The following is a 16,429-nucleotide window of genomic DNA, read 5'->3' on the forward strand; positions in this document are numbered from 1 at the left end:
CGGGATCAACGGCCGCGAGGCCGGTCCGGCACTGCTGTCACCGCTGTCACGTCCGCCCGTCCGCTACTGTCCGCCCGCCGAGCGCAGTTCGGTGGTGCCGGAGTATCCGGGCAGCGTCAGGTCGCCGCTCTCCTGGACCTTCCAGCCCAGGCCGTACGCCTGGACGTACTGCAGGTAGTTGCGGATGGTCGGGTCGGCGTCGACGGCCGAGCGCAGGGCGTCGGTCCTCCCCACCGCCTTGACCACGTACGGCGGGGAGTAGACCCGGCCCTGGAGCAGCAGGGTGTTGCCGACGCAGCGCACGGCGCTGGTGGAGATCAGCCGCTGGTCCATCACCTGCACGCCCGCAGCGCCGCCCCGCCACAGCGCGTTGACCACGGCCTGGATGTCCTGCTGGTGGATGACCAGGTCGTTGACGCCGGGCTCGGGGACCCCGGGGATGCGGGCGGTGGCGTTCGGCGGGGCGTCGTTGAGGGTCACGGTCAGTCCGCCGCCCTGCAGCGGCTCCAGCGCCGCGCCGAGCCGCAGGCCGTCCAGTCGGGCCGCGTCGGCGGGGTCGTGGCCCTGCTGTTCGGTGAGCTCCTGCGCCCGGGCCTGGAGGTCGGCCAGCTGGGCCTGCGACTGCTGGTTCTGCGAGCTGCGCTGGCGGATCACGTCGCCCAGGCTGAGCAGCGAGTTGTCGGTCCGCAGGTCGGTGCCCCGGGCGGTCTGCGCGCTGATGTAGAAGAGCAGTCCGGCGAGCGCGAACACGGCACAGGTCAGGACACGTCCGACAATTCGGATGCCGGAACGGGGGGTGACGGCCTTCTCGGGGGGAATCGACAAATTAGTCACCGTACCCTTATCTCCTTGAGACCCGCCGAGCCACTACGCTAACGGACGCCGGTGGCAGGTCGGGGAGCGGTCCCAGGGCCCTCTCCACGTCCGACCGTCGGCGTCTCGCCCGCTGCACCTCTGCGCGGTCTCACAGCGCATCGACAGGAGAGCTCCTCGTGCCGAAGTCTCGACTCCGCAAGAAGTCCGACTACACCCCGCCCACGACGGCCGCGGTGAAGATCAGTTCGGGCCGCGGTTGGGTCGCACCGCTGATGCTGGCACTGTTCCTGATCGGCCTGGTCTGGATCGTCACCTATTACGTGACCAGCGGCAGCTACCCGGTCGAGAGCTGGCGGAACTGGAACATCCTGGTCGGCTTCGGCTTCATCGCGGCCGGGTTCGGCGTCTCCACCCAGTGGAAGTGACGCCCCGCGCGTCCTGAGGTTCGAATTCGAGCCTTTTCCGCCGCTTCGGATCGCGGGCCCCGGAGCGGCGGTCAGGCATGCCCGGAGCCGGTCGGCGATGCGGTCGGTTATCCCCACCATCACACCGTCAGGCTTATCCACATGGTTATCCACACTGGGGAAAAGTCCCCACCGCCTGTGGATAACTTTCCCGGCGCGAGTCGTCCACAGCTGTGCACAACCTTCCGGAAACGCGGAAACCGCACAGCAGGACACGCGTAGAACAACAGTCCACAGACCGGTCGGCGCACAGCCTGTGCACAACCCCGCACCCGCTGTGGACAAACGTCCGGGCCGTCACGCGCCGTAGAGGGCCATCCCGGTCAGCAGCACCGCCGCCTCCAGCACCAGGACCGCCGCCACCGTCAGCCCCTGGACCAGGCCGCGGCGCTCACGCGGGGCGTACATCAGGCCGAAAGCCGTCAGGGCGCCGATCACCAGGCCACCGAGGTGCGCCCGCCAGTCGATGCTGGGCCCGGCACCCCCCGGACCGCCCCGCGCCCCCGAGAAGGTGATCACCAGGTTGAAGACCAGCAGGGCCAGCACCGGGCCGAGCGGGCCCCGGTTCCGCAGCTGCAGCACGACCGTGGCGCCGATCAGACCGAAGATCGCCCCGGACGCACCGAGCGAGACCACCCAGTCGCCGGCCACCAGGAAGGTCAGGGTGCTGCCGCCCAGCCCGGCCAGCAGGTAGAGGGCCAGGAACCGCAGCCGGCCGAGCGCCTGCTCCAACGGCGGGCCGAGGAACAGCAGCGCCACCATGTTCATCCCGACGTGCCACCACTCCAGGTGCAGGAAGGTCGCGGTCAGCAGCCGGTACCACTGCCCGGGGCCGTCGGCGACCCCGTACGGGCCGCCGAGGCGGTCCCGCCCGGCGCTGGCCAGCGACCAGACCTCGCCCAGTCGCGGGGTGAGCACATAGGCGGCCAGGACCCAGACCACCAGGTTGATCCCGATCAGCACCCGGGTGACCAGTCCGCCGTCCCCGGTCGGCACCCCGCCGAACCGGGTGGTCGCCCGCCGCGCCCCGGCGTGCCCCTGACCGACGCACTCGGGGCACTGGAAGCCCACCGAGGCCGCCACCATGCACTGGGGGCAGATCGGCCGCTCGCAGCGGGTGCAGGAGATCCCCGTGGCCGTCCCGGGGTGTCGGTGACAATCGGGCAGCCCGCCCCCGTGGGACGGCTCCGTCGACTGCCGCGGCTCGTCCGGGAGCATCAGCGCGTTCCCCTTCCCCTACCCGACCACCGGAGCCGCCAGCCTACTGCGCCCCCGTTCCGACGCCCCGCTCCCGCAGGAGCCCGCGTACGGCCCACCCGGCGTGCCGGAGAACAAATCCGGATGCATGATCAGCATTCAGGTGGATATGTGCATAAAGGACGCCACCCAGGAGGAGAGACTCGTGAGCTTTTCGGACTCGGCCCGTGACACCGCCACCAGGACCCGGGACACCGCCGCACAGTTCGCGGACGGCGCCAAGCAGCGCCTCGGGCCCGCCCTGGACGCCCTCGGCCCCAAGGCCACCCAGGCCGCCCACCACCTCCGTGTCCACTACGACAAGCACCTCGCCCCGCAGTTCGGCCAGGCCTTCGCCGGCCTGTCGCCCGAGGCCCAGCAGAACGCCCTGAGGGCCTTCCACCGGGCCCAGGAGGCCGCCCTGGCGGCCCGCCTGTCCGCCGCCCGCGCCGCCGACCAGGCCCGCTGCACGGTCGCCCCCAGGGTCGCCCAGGCCGTCGAGGATGCCCGGGCCGCGGTCTCCCCGGTCGCGCACGAGGCCCACTCCCGCGGCGCCGCCGCGCTGACCGCCCTCCAGGGCCACGTCAGCTCGGCCGAGATCAGCGAACTCGCCGCCCGGAACGCCGGGCGACGGCAGCGGTGCGGCGGCTGGACGGCCGGCCTCGCGGTGGCCGGCGTGCTGGCGATCGGCGGCGGCCTGGTCGCCTGGCAGTGGTGGCGCCGGCACAGCAACCCGGAGTGGCTGGTCGAGCCCCCGGCCCCGCAGCCGGAGCGGCCGGCCGGCGCGACCGCCGCCACCGCCCCGGTGAACGGCACCGGTCCGCAGGACGCGGAGCCCACCGGGGACGACGGCCCGCAGTCCTGACCGGCGGGCCCGGAAACGCCGAACGGCGGTCGCCCCGTTTCCGGGTCGACCGCCGTTCAGGCGCTGTGGAGCATAGGAGACTCGAACTCCTGACATCTGCCTTGCAAAGGCAGCGCTCTACCAACTGAGCTAATGCCCCTCGACGGCACGGCGCGTGCCGACGGGCACTAGCGTACCGGGTTCCGGCGTCGTTCCGACCGCCGTCCCCGCGAGCAACCTGCCGGTCCGATCGGGTGAGCGGGCCGACCGGTCCGGGAGACGCTGATCAGCGCCTCCCGAAACCGTCGATCGTCGGATCGTCCGGGGTCAGCGACCGGCCGGAACCGGGTCGGTGGCCTCGGTCCACAGGTCCTGCTCGGCGCGGTCCGCCTGGACCTGACGGTAGACAAAGAAGCCGCCGAGGGCGACCAGGGCGACCAGGAGGAGCTTCTTCACCGCGGGACCTCGTCCTTCTTGCGTTGGCGGACTCAAGAGCCGGTGCTCCGGCCGGACGGACCGGGCCGACGAGTCCAGATGTGTTTCGAGCGCGAACGGGCTGCCGGGTGCCAGACTGCCCTTGCGGCCGATGATACACACCGGTGTCCCAATCGTGACCAGCCACCGGCGCCGTCAACCCGGCGGTCCGGGCCGAGGATTGACGCCGCACCTCCTGCCATACGGATCGTCCGCACGCGGTCGGCTCTGCCCGGGAACGCCGAAGGGCCCGGAGTGGATCACTCCGGGCCCTTCGGGGCGGTGGGCCTAACAGGACTTGAACCTGTGGCCTCTTCCTTATCAGGGAAGCGCTCTAACCGTCTGAGCTATAGGCCCTCGCTGCACAGCAGAGCGTACCGGAAGCCGCCCGATCTGCGAAAACAACGCCGAAGGGCCCGGAGTGGATCACTCCGGGCCCTTCGCGGTGGTGGGCCTAACAGGACTTGAACCTGTGGCCTCTTCCTTATCAGGGAAGCGCTCTAACCGTCTGAGCTATAGGCCCTTGCCGCACTGAAAGATTAGCGGACCGAGCGCCGATCCCCCAAATCCGTTCCGGCCGGGGTCGCGGCGGTGACCTCGACGGCCGGGCGCACCAGCCACTCCTCGCGGGTCGGCGGCAGGCCCGAGCCGCCCTCCTCGGTGCTGCGGACGGCGAGGATCTGGTTGACCCCGATCCGGTTCTGCTCGAAGGCGAGCGCGCAGGCGGCCATGTACAGCCGCCAGACCCGGGCGCGGCCGAGGCCGACCAGCCGGACCGCCTCCGTCCAGTGCGCCTCCAGGTTGGCCACCCACTCCCGCAGGGTCAGCCCGTAGTGCTCGCGCAGCGCCTCGACGTCCCGGACCTCGAAGCCCGCCTCCTCCAACCGGGCCATGGTGGAGCCGACCGGGGAGAGCTCGCCGTCAGGGAAGACGTAGCGGTCGATGAAGGGGCTGGTGCGGTGCGCTTCACCCGGGTGGTCGGGGCGGCGGGCGATCTGGTGGTTGAGCAGCCGGCCGCCGGGCGCCAGCAGCCCGTACAGGCCCTCGGCGTAGACCCGGTACTGCACCTCGCCGACGTGCTCGGCCATGCCCACGCTGGAGATCGCGTCGAAGGGGCCGTCGGTGATCTCCCGGTAGTCCTGGAGCCGGACCTCCACCCGGTCGGCCAGACCGGCCTCCTCGACCCGCCGCCGGGCCAGCGCGACCTGCTCCTCGGAGATCGACACGCCGACCGCGGTGACGCCGTAGTGCTTCGCGGCGTGCAGCAGCAGCGAGCCCCAGCCGCAGCCGACGTCCAGCAGCCGCATCCCGGGCCGCAGGCCGAGCTTGCGGCAGATCAGGTCGAGCTTGGCCTCCTGGGCGGCCTCCAGGCTCTTCGCCTCGGGGGTCCAGTAGGCGCACGAGTAGACCATCGACGGGCCCAGCACGAGGCCGTAGAAGTCGTTCCCGACGTCGTAGTGGTGACTGATCGCCGCGCGGTCCCGGCCGCGGCTGTGCAGCCGCCCCGGGGCCCGGCGGACCTCCTCCGGCGGCGGGGTGGGCTGCGGGCCGAGCGCCCCGGCCCGCAGCACGGCGGCGAGCGCCCGGCGGCCCTTGGCGCCGAGGGCGTCGCGCGGCCCGAGGGCCATGGTGCGGATCTCCGGGAGCTCGGCGAACTGGGCGACCGCGTTGAGCGTCTCGTACAGGTCGGTGCCGGGGGCGAGGTCCAGGTCCCCCGCGACGTAGGCCCGGGCCAGGCCCAGCTCGTCGGGCTGCCAGAGCAGTCGGCGCAGGGCCCGACGGTTGCGCAGGACCACGGTGGGCGCCCCGGGCGGCCCGGCGACGCTGCCGTCCCAGGCCTGCACCCGCAACGGGATCGGGACACCCAACAGCCCGTCCACTGCCTCGACCAGTTGACCTGCGAGCTTCGCCACCGCGCGCCTCCGTCCAGCCGTCCTGCGGAACCTCACCCGACCCGGTCGGCCGACCGGGGGCGGCCTGTGGCGCTCCCGGGGGCGGGAGCGGGCGGCGTCCAGCTAATCCCACCGCGGACGGCCCGATTCCGGGCGGCACGCCGCGGGGTGCCGGTGTCACCCGAATGCGACGGGCCCCGCAGGCTGCAACAGCCTGCGGGGCCCGTACATTCCGTCTGCGGACGGCGAACTGACCGGGGGTCAGGATCCGGCCGGGATCAGTCCTCCTCGGCCAGGGTCAGCTCGACGCCGCCGGTGAAGCCGGCCGCCGCGTTGTAGATGAAGGCGGAGAGCGTGGACAGCGCGGTCAGCAGGACGACGTCGACCACGGCGATCAGCGTGGTGAACATCATGACCTTGCCGAAGCCGATGTAGTCCATCAGGTTGAGCTGGCTGCTGGCGTTGTCCGCGCCGCCGCCGGTGACGTCCTTGAGCGTCTTGGTCAGCGAGTCGAAGACGCCGAGCGAGTCCAGGGTCATCCACAGCACGGCCGAGGCCACGATGATGATGATCCCGACGGCCAGCGACAGCAGGAAGCTGACCTTCATGACCGACCACGGGTCGACCTTGGTCACCCGCAGCCGGGCCTTGCGGGTCCGGCCGAGACCGCCCGTGACGGTGGCCGGCCCGCCGGCCGGGCGGCGCGCCGCACCGGGCACCGGGGTGCCGCCGGCCGGGGTGTTGCCCCCGGTCCGGGTGCCCCGGGGCGGGGTCGGCTGCCCCTTGGTGTACGTCGTCGGCTGCGAGAAGCCGCCCGCGCCGGAGGCCGGGCTGCCGGCCGGGGGCGGGGTCTGGCCCCCGTAGGTCGCACCGGCCTGGCCCGCTCCGCCGACCGGCGGCATCAGCGAGGTGGACGCGGCCGAGTGCTCGGTCGGCGGCTGTCCCGGCACGCCGTACGAACCCCCGCCCTGCGCGCCCGGACGGCCGCCGGAGGGTCCTCCCGCAGCACCCGTGGCTCCACTCACCTGGTCCTCCCGCACTTCCCACCAGGGCGGGGCCGCCCTGATCCGTCACTCGTCATCCAGCGCCCGGCGGGTTTGCCCGGTACTGGTGCGCCCGGTGCCGCCGTGTCCCTTCTCAGGACGCGACGGCACCGGTCTGCGGTTCGGTTCAGACCTCGGCGTCGCCGCCGACCGCCGTCCCCGTACCTTCGGTCTGCTCGGTGGAATCGGCGGACTCGGTGCCCGAGACCTCGTCCTCCGCCGTCTCCTCGTCCTCGGCCTCCGCGTTGCGGGCCATGCCCACGACCGCGTCGCGCTTACCGAGGTTGATCAGTTGGACGCCCATCGTGTCACGTCCGGTTTCACGAACCTCGGAAACCCTCGTGCGGATCACCCCACCCGAGAGGGTGATCGCCATGATCTCGTCGGTGTCGTCGACCACCAGGGCGCCGACCAGCGAGCCCCGGCCCTCGACGATCTTCGCCGCCTTGGTGCCGTAGCCGCCGCGTCCCTGGACACGGTACTCGTCGACGCCGGTTCGCTTGGCGTACCCGCCGTCCGTGGCGGTGAAGACGTACGTCCCCGGGCGGACGACGTTCATCGAGAGCATCTCGTCGTCCTCGCGGAACGCCATGCCCTTGACGCCGGAGGTGGCACGGCCGGTGGGCCGCAGCGCGTCGTCGGTCGCGGTGAAGCGGATCGACTGGGCCTTCTTGGAGACCAGCAGCAGGTCGTCCTCGGCGGAGACCAGCTCGGCGCCGATCAGCTCGTCGTCCCGGCCCTCCTCGTCCTGGCGCAGGTTGATCGCGATCAGGCCGCCGGAGCGCGGGGAGTCGTAGTCCTTCAGCGGGGACTTCTTCACCAGGCCGGCCCGGGTGGCGAGGACCAGGTACGGCTTGTCCTCGTAGGTGCGGACGGCCATCACCTGGGCGATGTGCTCCTCCGGCTGGAAGGCCAGCAGGTTGGCCACGTGCTGGCCGCGGGCGTCGCGCCCGGCGTCCGGCAGCTCGTAGCCCTTGGCGCGGTAGACCCGGCCCTTGTTGGTGAAGAACAGGATCCAGTTGTGGGTCGTCGTCACGAAGAAGTGGTCGACGATGTCGTCCTGCTTGAGCTGGGCACCGCGCACGCCCTTGCCGCCGCGCTTCTGCGAGCGGTAGAGGTCGGAGCGGGTCCGCTTGACGTAGCCGCCACGGGTGATCGTGACGACGATGTCCTCCTCGGCGATGAGGTCCTCGATCGAGAGGTCGCCGTCCGAGGGGATGAGGGTCGAGCGCCGCTCGTCGCCGTACTTCTCGACGATCGCGGCGAGCTCCTCGGAGATGATCTCGCGCTGGCGGACCGGGGAGGCCAGGATCGCGTTGTACTCGTCGATCTTGCGCTGCAGCTCGTCGTGCTCGTCGGTGATCCGCTGGCGCTCCAGGGCGGCCAGCCGGCGCAGCTGCATCTCCAGGATCGCGTTGGCCTGGAGCTCGTCGATGTCCAGCAGGCCCATCAGGCCGGTGCGGGCGGCGTCGGCGCTGGCCGAGGCCCGGATCAGCGCGATGACCTCGTCGATCACGTCCAGGGCCTTCAGCAGGGCGCGCAGGATGTGGGCGCGCTCCTCGGCCTTGCGCAGCCGGAAGGTGGTGCGCCGGACGATGACCTCGACCTGGTGGTTGACCCAGTGCCGGATGAAGGCGTCCAGCGACAGGGTGCGCGGCACGCCGTCGACCAGGGCCAGCATGTTGGCGCCGAAGTTGGTCTGCAGCTCGGTGTGCTTGTACAGGTTGTTGAGCACGACCTTGGCCACCGCGTCGCGCTTGAGCACGACGACCAGGCGGGTGCCGGTGCGGGACGAGGACTCGTCCCGGACGTCGGCGATGCCGGCGATCTTGCCGTCCTTGACCAGGTCGGCGATCTTCAGCGCGAGGTTGTCCGGGTTGACCTGGTACGGCAGCTCGGTGATCACCAGGCACTGGCGGCCCTGGATCTCCTCGACCTCGACGACGGCCCGCATGGTGACCGAGCCGCGGCCGGTGCGGTAGTAGTCGTCGATGCCGCGGCGGCCGACGATCAGCGCGCCGGTGGGGAAGTCGGGGCCCTTGATCCGCTCGATCAGGGCCTCCAGCAGCTCCTCGGCGGAGGCCTCGGGGTTCTCCAGGTACCAGAGCGCGCCGGAGGCGACCTCGCGGAGGTTGTGCGGCGGGATGTTGGTGGCCATGCCGACCGCGATGCCGGTGGCACCGTTGACCAGCAGGTTGGGGATGCGCGCGGGCAGGACGGTCGGCTCCTGCGAGCGGCCGTCGTAGTTGGGCGCGAAGTCGACGGTCTCCTCGTCGATGTCGCGCATCATCTCCATCGCCAGCGGCATCAGCTTGCACTCGGTGTAGCGCATGGCCGCGGCCGGGTCGTTGCCCGGGGAGCCGAAGTTGCCGTTGCCGTCCACCAGCGGCATCCGCAGCGACCACGGCTGGGCCAGGCGGACCACGGTGTCGTAGATCGAGGTGTCACCGTGCGGGTGGTAGTTGCCCATCACGTCGCCGACGACGCGGGCGCACTTGTAGTAGCCCTTCTCGGGGCGGTACCCGCCGTCGTACATCGCGTAGAGCACCCGGCGGTGCACCGGCTTGAGGCCGTCGCGGACCTCGGGCAGCGCCCGGCTGACGATCACGCTCATCGCGTAGTCGAGGTACGAGCGCTGCATCTCGGTCTCGAGCTCGACCGGCTCGATCCGCATCGTCGTCTGGACGGTGGCCTCGGCGGCCTCGGGAGTCTCGGGCTGGTCGCCTTCGGGACGGTTGTCGTCGACCACTGGTGGTCAGTTTCCTTTCACGCGGACTGGTACGTGCGGGGCCTGGGTCGCAGGCGTCACACGTCCAGGAAGCGGACGTCCTTGGCGTTGCGCTGGATGAAGGAACGGCGGGCCTCGACGTCCTCGCCCATCAGCACGGAGAACAGCTCGTCGGCGCGGGCGGCGTCCTCCAGGGTGACCTGGAGCAGCAGCCGGTGCTCGGCGTCCATGGTGGTGACCCGGAGCTCCTCGGCGTTCATCTCACCGAGACCCTTGAAGCGCTGGATCGCGTCGTCCTTGGGCAGTCGGCGGCCGCCCGCCACGCCGGCGGTGATCAGCGCGTCGCGCTCGCGGTCCGAGTAGGCGTACTCGAAGTCGTCCTTGCCCCACTTGATCTTGTACAGCGGCGGCATGGCCAGGTAGACGTAGCCGGACTCGACCAGCGGCCGCATGAAGCGGAACAGCAGGGTCAGCAGCAGGGTGCGGATGTGCTGTCCGTCGACGTCGGCGTCGGCCATCAGGACGATCTTGTGGTAGCGCAGCTTGGACTCGTCGTAGTCCTCCTGGATGCCGCAGCCGAAGGCCGAGATCAGCGCCTGGACCTCGGTGTTCTGCAGCACCTTGTCGATCCGGGCCTTCTCGACGTTCAGGATCTTGCCGCGGATCGGCAGGATGGCCTGGGTTCGCGGGTCGCGGCCCTGCTTGGCCGAGCCGCCGGCGGAGTCACCCTCGACGATGAAGATCTCGCACTCGGACGGGTCCTTGGACTGGCAGTCCGAGAGCTTGCCCGGCAGCGAGGCGGACTCCAGCAGGCCCTTGCGGCGGGTGAGGTCGCGGGCCTTGCGGGCGGCGACGCGCGCGGTGGCGGCCTGGATGGACTTGCGGATGATGTCCGAAGCCTCGTTGGGGTTGCGGTCCAGCCAGTCGTTGAGCTGCTCGTGGACGACCTTCTGGACGAAGGTCTTCGCCTCGGTGTTGCCGAGCTTGTCCTTGGTCTGGCCCTCGAACTGCGGCTCGCCGAGCTTGACCGAGATGATCGCGGTCAGACCCTCGCGGATGTCCTCGCCGGAGAGGTTGTCGTCCTTCTCGCGGAGCAGCTTCTTGTCCCGCGCGTAGCGGTTGACCAGGCCGGTCAGCGCGGCGCGGAAGCCCTCCTCGTGGGTGCCGCCGCCGTGGGTGTGGATGGTGTTGGCGAAGCTGTAGACCCCCTCGGTGTAGGAGGAGTTCCACTGCATCGCGATCTCCACCGAGATCGCCTTGTCCTTGTCCTCCGCCTCGAAGTCGATCACCGAGGGGTGGATGACCTCGCCCTTGCGGGAGTTGAGGTGGGCGACGAAGTCGGCGATGCCGCCGTCGTACTTGTACGTGACGGAGAGCGGCTTGCCCTCCTCGTCCACGTGCTCGGGGCGCTCGTCGGTCAGCGAGATGGAGAGGCCCTTGTTGAGGAAGGCCATCTCCTGGAACCGCCGGGACAGCGTCTCGAAGGAGTAGACGGTGGTCTCGAAGATGTCGGGGTCGGCCCAGAAGGTCACCGTGGTGCCGGTGCGGTCGGTCTCGGCACCCTTGACCAGGGCGGCGGTCGGCGCGCCCATCTTGTAGTCCTGGGTCCAGATGTGGCCGTCCTTGTGGATCTCCACCGCGAGCCGGGTGGAGAGCGCGTTCACGACCGAGACGCCGACGCCGTGCAGACCACCGGAGACGGCGTAGCCGCCGCCGCCGAACTTGCCGCCCGCGTGCAGGACGGTGAGCACGACCTCGACGGCGGGCTTGTCCTGGCCCGGGACGATGTCGACCGGGATGCCACGGCCGTTGTCGACGCAACGGATCGCGCCGTCGGCCATGATCGTGACGTCGATGGTGTCGGCGTACCCGGCCATCGCCTCGTCGACGGAGTTGTCCACGACCTCCTGCACCAGGTGGTGCAGGCCACGCTCACCGGTGGAGCCGATGTACATGCCGGGGCGCTTGCGGACGGCGTCGAGGCCTTCCAGCACCTGGATGTTGCTACCGGTGTAGGAAGCCTGGTCGGTCTGGTCTGGGGTCTGGCTGGGGTTGCCGGAATCGGCCACGAAGCGCCCTCTCTGGCACAGCACGGGCCGCATTCCCGCCCCGTGCGGGCAGGCGTGCGACCACAGCGTTTCGACTCGGTTGCCACTAGCAACAGTGTTTGGCTTTCAGTCTACCGGTACGACTGACAGAGATGGGCGTTTGGCAGCCCTTGAAGGCAGATATGCCGCCCTGAATCCCCTCGGGACATGTCCCGATACTCGCCCGGGGGGCCCGAGGCGCCTGGAAGGGCCGTCAGGGGTTCCGGAAGATCGTGGTCCGATCCCGGCCCGGCCCGGCCGCCGTCGGCCGGGCTCAGCCCCAGGTGTCGCCGGGGCCCTTGCTGCCCGGCGCGCGCAGCCGGCCGTAGCCGCGGGCCGGTGCGGCGGGGCCCAGCACCTTGATGGTCCGCACCGTGCCGTGGCCCAGCTCGTGGTTCAGACGCGCCACCAACTGGCGTGCCAACCACCGTAGTTGAGTGGCCCAGGCGGTGGAGTCGCACTGCACGGTGAGCACCGCCTCGGCCTCGTCGTAGGAGGAGGGGTGGCAGTGCGCGGAGATGTCCGGGCCGACGATCTGCGGCCAACGCCCCATCACCCCGCCGACCGCGGCCGAGGACTCCCAGCCGCGCTCGGTCAGCAGCCGGTTCAGCGCCGCGCCCAGCGGCACCGGGTCACGGCCGTCCGAACGGGCGCCGCTGCGCAGTCCGTGCCGCTTCGCCTCGCGCTTCTGCTGGACCTGCTCGCCGCGCTGGCGGGCCTGGGCCCGGGCCGCCCGCAGGGCGGAACGCGCGAGGTCGGCCCCGGTCGGCTCGCCGGCTCCGGGACCGGGGGAGGTCTCCGCCGAATCGCTCACGGCGATCTCCTTTCCCCAGCCTGTGGACAACCGATGAGCCGTCCAGCCTACGGGAGCGCGGGCACGCCGGACGTCGGCACCTGCCGTGCCGGGAGTAGGGGGAGCGGGTGGATCAGGCGTCGATCCGGCGGACGGCGCCGTCGGCGACCGCGAACCGGGCGCCGGCCAGCGCCTTCGGCACGTCCTCGGCCACCGCCGCGGTCACCAGCACCTGCTCGCCGTCGGCCACCAGCTCGGCCAGCCGGTCCCGCCGGGCGGCGTCCAGCTCGGCGAACACGTCGTCCAGGATCAGCACCGGCTCGCCGCCGTCGGCGCGCAGCAGCTCGTACGAGGCCAGCCGCAGCGCGAGCGCGAAGGACCAGGACTCGCCGTGGCTGGCGTAGCCCTTGGCCGGCAGCGGCCCGAGCTTGAGCCCCAGCTCGTCGCGGTGCGGGCCGACCAGGGTGATCCCGCGGTCGACCTCCTGCTTGCGGACCGTCCGGAGCGCCTCCAGCAACTGCTCCTCGGCCTGCTCCCGGCTGGTCGGCAGCTCGCCCTCGAAGGAACTGCGGTACTCCAGCGTGGTCTCGCCGCCGCCCGGGGCCACCCGGCCGTACGCGGCCGTCACCAAGGGCTGCAGCGCCGACACCAGTTGGATCCGGAAGGCCGTCAACTCGGCCCCGGCACGGGCCAGATGACCGTCCCAGACCTCCAGGGTGGACAGGTCGGCGCCCTTGCCGCCGCCGGCCCGGCGGGCCATCGCGGCGGTCTTCAGCAGGGCGTTGCGCTGCTTGAGCACCCGCTCGTAGTCCTGCCGGACCCCGGCCAGCCGGGGGGCCCGGGCGGTCAGCAGCTCGTCCAGGAAGCGCCGGCGCTCGCCCGGATCGCCCTTGACCAGGCTGAGGTCCTCGGGGGCGAACAGCACGGTGCGCAGCAGGCCCAGCACGTCCCGCGGGCGGACGTTGTCGGAGCGGTTGATCCGGGCCCGGTTGGCCTTGCCCGCGGTGAGCTCCAGCTCGACCAGGGTGGACCGGCCGCGGTCCACCACCGAGGTGCGGATCACCGCCCGCTCGGTGCCCAGCCGGATCAGCGGGGCGTCGGTGGCGACCCGGTGGCTGCCCAGGGTGGCGACGTAGCCGATCGCCTCGACCAGGTTGGTCTTGCCCTGGCCGTTGGGCCCCACGAAGGCCGTCACGCCCGGGTCGAGGGGAACCTCGGCCCGGGCGTACGACCGGAAGTCGGCGAGCGACAGGTGCGCGACGTGCATGGCTGTGGACTGCGCTCGCCTTCTGGTGGTGAGGGGACTACTTGGACTCGACCGCGTGGCCGCCGAACTGGTTGCGCAGCGCGGCGATCATCTTCATCTGCGGCGAGTCGTCCTGGCGGGAGGCGAAGCGGGCGAACAGCGAGGCGGTGATCGCCGGCAGCGGCACGGCGTGGTCGATCGCGGCCTCGACGGTCCAGCGGCCCTCGCCGGAGTCGGCGGCCCAGCCGCGCAGCTTGTCCAGGTGCTCGTCGTCGTCCAGGGCGCGGACGGCGAGGTCCAGCAGCCAGGAGCGGATGACGGTGCCCTCCTGCCAGCTGCGGAAGACCTCGCGCACGTCGGTGACCTCGGGGGCGGCCTCCAGCAGCTCCCAGCCCTCGGCGAAGGCCTGCATCATGGCGTACTCGATGCCGTTGTGGACCATCTTGGCGAAGTGGCCGGCGCCCACCGCGCCCGCGTGCACCGAGCCGAAGTCGCCCTCCGGCTTGAGCGCGTCGAAGACCGGCTGGACCTCGGCGACGTGCTCGGCGTTGCCGCCGTACATCAGCGCGTAGCCGTTCTCCAGGCCCCAGACGCCGCCGGAGACGCCGCAGTCCACGAAGCCGATGCCCTTGGCCGCCAGCGCCTCGGCGTGCTTGATGTCGTCGGTCCAGCGGGAGTTGCCGCCGTCGACCACCACGTCACCGGGGGAGAGCAGCTCGGCGAGCTCGTCGACGGTCGCCTGGGTCGCGGCGCCGGCCGGAACCATCACCCAGACCACGCGCGGGCCCTGGAGCTTGCTGACGAGCTCCTGCAGGCTCTCGACGTCGGAGATCTCCGGGTTGCGGTCGAAGCCGATGACGGTGTGGCCGGCGCGGCGGATCCGCTCGCGCATGTTGCCGCCCATCTTGCCGAGACCGATGAGGCCGAGCTCCATGACCAAATCCTTACTGTGGGGACGTGCCTGGCGGCGGCGCCGTTGCCGCACTCCCCGAGCCTACGCTTTCGGGGAATCCGGGCTCCCTGCGGTCGGGGCCGACCGGGGGAGACGTCCACAGGCTGTGCACAGCGGGTGTGCACAGCCTGTGGGAAACCTCGGCGGCCCCGGACCGTCGGCGGCCGGGCGCCGGCAGCCGACGGTCAGCCGTCAGCCGTCAGCCGGAGAGGCGGACCGGCATGATCAGGTACTGGTACGCCTTGTCCTCCTCGGCGTCCACCGAGACCTTGCCGCTGAGCAGGGCGGGCTTGGTCGGGGTGGTGAAGCTCAGCTGGGCGAAGGGGGAGTCGATGGCCTTGAGGCCCTCCTCCAGGTAGCCCGGGTTGAAGGCGATCGAGATGTCGTCGCCCTCCAGGTCGGCCTCGATCCGCTCGGTGGCCTGGGCGTCGTCGCCCGAGCCGGCCTCCAGGGTCAGCACGCCCTGCTCGAAGTTGAGCCGGACCGGGGTGTTGCGCTCGGCGACCAGCGAGACGCGCTTGAGCGCCTCCAGGAAGGGCTGGGTCTGGATCGCGGCGACCGCGCTGAACTCGGTCGGGAACAGGCTGCGGAACTTGGGGAACTCGCCCTCCAGCAGCCGGGTGGTGGTGCGACGGCCGGCGCCCTCGAAACCGATCAGGCCCTCGCCCGCGCCGCCCGAGGAGAGCGCGATGGAGACGGTGTCGCCGCTGCCCAGGGACTTGGCGATGTCCTGGAGGGTCTTGGCGGGCACCAGGGCGACCGCCGAGATGTCCGACTGCTCGGGCTTCCACAGCAGGTCGCGGACGGCGAAGCGGTAGCGGTCGGTGGCGGCCAGGGTGATCCGGTCGCCCTCGATCTCGACCCGGACACCGGTGAGCACCGGCAGGGTGTCGTCCCGGCCGGCCGCGACGGCGGCCTGGCTGACCGCGGAGGCGAAGACGTCGCCGGCGACGGTGCCGGTGGCGGTCGGCATCTGGGGCAGGGCCGGGTACTCGTCCACCGGGAGGGTGGGGAGGGTGAACCGGGAGCTGCCGCAGACCACGCTGACCCGCTGGCCGTCGGTGGAGATCTCCACAGGCCTGTTGGGAAGGTTGCGCGAGATGTCGTTGAGCAGGCGACCGGAGACCAGGACGGTGCCGGCCTCCTCGACGTCCGCCTCCAGCTCGACCCGGGCCGAGACCTCGTAGTCGAAGCCGGACAGCGCCAGGCTGCCCTCCTGCGCGGTCAGCAGCAGGCCGGCCAGCACCGGCACCGGCGGCCGTGCCGGGAGGCTGCGGGCAGCCCAGGCCACCGCCTCCGCGAGGACGTCACGCTCCACCCGGAACTTCACCGGTAACCGCCTCCTGGTTCGAGCGCTCCCGCTCGCACTCTGGTTCGTCTGATCTTGATCGTCGGTCCGCCTGTCCGCCGAGCGCTAGCACTCCGCTTCCAGTCGCAAAGGACAGTCTGACGTACTCCGCCGACAGACGGGGCAGACGGGCGGAAGCGAGGCCGAACAGATGTCGGGGAGCGCTTGTCCACAGATTTCGGGCCCACCCACTTTGAAAGCAGGTTCACGGTCTATCTGTGTAGCGGTAGTAGTAGGGCCTGTGGAAACCGTGGATAACCCCGTTTCCGCAGGTCAGCGCCCGAATTTTGTCCACAGTGGGTGTGGACGGCGGCTGTGGACGGACGGGCCGCGCTGTGGACAGCCGAGCGTTACCCACAGGGCACGCTGGGTATCCACAGGTTATCCCCAGGACTGTCCCCAGATCCGGGCCCGGTTATCCACGGGCGCCGGTCAACTTTACGTGACGCCTTTCACACCAGGGTATGAACGGGCGCCCAAGGTTGTCGAACTGTGGACCCGGCTGT

13 protein-coding genes and 3 tRNA genes are annotated in these 16,429 nt (G+C 71.1%); 2 read left to right on the plus strand and 14 right to left on the minus strand.

Annotated features, from left to right (window positions below):
- Positions 1-63: 63 nt before the first annotated feature.
- Positions 64-825 (minus strand): DUF881 domain-containing protein, encoded by a 762-nt coding sequence (locus ABTZ03_RS27020; RefSeq protein WP_350515675.1) that lies wholly within the window; start codon positions 823-825, stop codon positions 64-66.
- 167 nt (positions 826-992) lie between these two features.
- On the opposite strand from ABTZ03_RS27020, the gene crgA reads away from it, so the two are divergent.
- Positions 993-1,241: a cell division protein CrgA gene (gene crgA, locus ABTZ03_RS27025; protein ID WP_270145659.1), complete on the plus strand. Its 249-nt coding sequence runs from the start codon at positions 993-995 to the stop codon at positions 1,239-1,241.
- A 336-nt stretch (positions 1,242-1,577) separates the two neighbouring features.
- On the opposite strand, the gene ABTZ03_RS27030 is transcribed toward crgA, so the two are convergent.
- A complete protein-coding gene (locus ABTZ03_RS27030) occupies positions 1,578-2,498 on the minus strand; it encodes a rhomboid family intramembrane serine protease (protein ID WP_350515676.1) in 921 nt (306 codons plus the stop codon).
- A 184-nt stretch (positions 2,499-2,682) separates the two neighbouring features.
- Here ABTZ03_RS27030 and ABTZ03_RS27035 point away from each other — a divergent pair, with 184 nt between their 5' ends.
- Positions 2,683-3,381 (plus strand): DUF5324 family protein, encoded by a 699-nt coding sequence (locus ABTZ03_RS27035; protein WP_350515677.1) that lies wholly within the window; start codon positions 2,683-2,685, stop codon positions 3,379-3,381.
- 66 nt (positions 3,382-3,447) lie between these two features.
- Here ABTZ03_RS27035 and ABTZ03_RS27040 read toward each other — a convergent pair.
- From ABTZ03_RS27040 to dnaN, 12 genes are all read right to left on the minus strand, one after another.
- Positions 3,448-3,520, minus strand: a tRNA-Ala gene (locus ABTZ03_RS27040).
- A 167-nt stretch (positions 3,521-3,687) separates the two neighbouring features.
- Positions 3,688-3,816, minus strand: a complete 129-nt coding sequence (locus ABTZ03_RS27045; protein ID WP_014137031.1) for a DLW-39 family protein — start codon at positions 3,814-3,816, stop codon at positions 3,688-3,690.
- Positions 3,817-4,117: 301 nt separating this feature from the next.
- Positions 4,118-4,191: transfer RNA gene (locus ABTZ03_RS27050), tRNA-Ile, on the minus strand.
- Positions 4,192-4,280: 89 nt separating this feature from the next.
- Positions 4,281-4,357: transfer RNA gene (locus ABTZ03_RS27055), tRNA-Ile, on the minus strand.
- Between the two features lie 16 nt (positions 4,358-4,373).
- A complete protein-coding gene (locus ABTZ03_RS27060; RefSeq protein WP_350515678.1) occupies positions 4,374-5,747 on the minus strand; it encodes a class I SAM-dependent methyltransferase in 1,374 nt (457 codons plus the stop codon).
- 257 nt (positions 5,748-6,004) lie between these two features.
- Complete coding sequence (locus ABTZ03_RS27065; protein WP_350515679.1) at positions 6,005-6,676, minus strand: DUF3566 domain-containing protein; 672 nt, start codon at positions 6,674-6,676, stop codon at positions 6,005-6,007.
- 220 nt (positions 6,677-6,896) lie between these two features.
- Positions 6,897-9,443, minus strand: a complete 2,547-nt coding sequence (gene gyrA / locus ABTZ03_RS27070) for a DNA gyrase subunit A (RefSeq protein WP_350515725.1) — start codon at positions 9,441-9,443, stop codon at positions 6,897-6,899.
- A 131-nt stretch (positions 9,444-9,574) separates the two neighbouring features.
- Entirely contained in the window at positions 9,575-11,590 is a 2,016-nt protein-coding gene (gene gyrB / locus ABTZ03_RS27075; protein ID WP_350515680.1) for a DNA topoisomerase (ATP-hydrolyzing) subunit B, read from the minus strand.
- 268 nt (positions 11,591-11,858) lie between these two features.
- Positions 11,859-12,404 (minus strand): DciA family protein, encoded by a 546-nt coding sequence (locus tag ABTZ03_RS27080; RefSeq protein WP_400928506.1) that lies wholly within the window; start codon positions 12,402-12,404, stop codon positions 11,859-11,861.
- 106 nt (positions 12,405-12,510) lie between these two features.
- On the minus strand, positions 12,511-13,644 hold the full coding sequence (recF, locus tag ABTZ03_RS27085) for a DNA replication/repair protein RecF (RefSeq protein ID WP_350515682.1): 1,134 nt from the start codon (positions 13,642-13,644) through the stop codon (positions 12,511-12,513).
- A 37-nt stretch (positions 13,645-13,681) separates the two neighbouring features.
- Positions 13,682-14,557, minus strand: a complete 876-nt coding sequence (gene gnd, locus ABTZ03_RS27090; protein WP_350515683.1) for a phosphogluconate dehydrogenase (NAD(+)-dependent, decarboxylating) — start codon at positions 14,555-14,557, stop codon at positions 13,682-13,684.
- Between the two features lie 217 nt (positions 14,558-14,774).
- Positions 14,775-15,905, minus strand: coding sequence for a DNA polymerase III subunit beta (gene dnaN, locus ABTZ03_RS27095; RefSeq protein WP_350515684.1), 1,131 nt, complete (start codon positions 15,903-15,905; stop codon positions 14,775-14,777).
- Positions 15,906-16,429 lie beyond the last annotated feature (524 nt).

The organism is Kitasatospora sp. NPDC096077 (genome assembly GCF_040303245.1).
In the GTDB taxonomy this organism is placed as follows: Bacteria; Actinomycetota; Actinomycetes; order Streptomycetales; family Streptomycetaceae; genus Kitasatospora.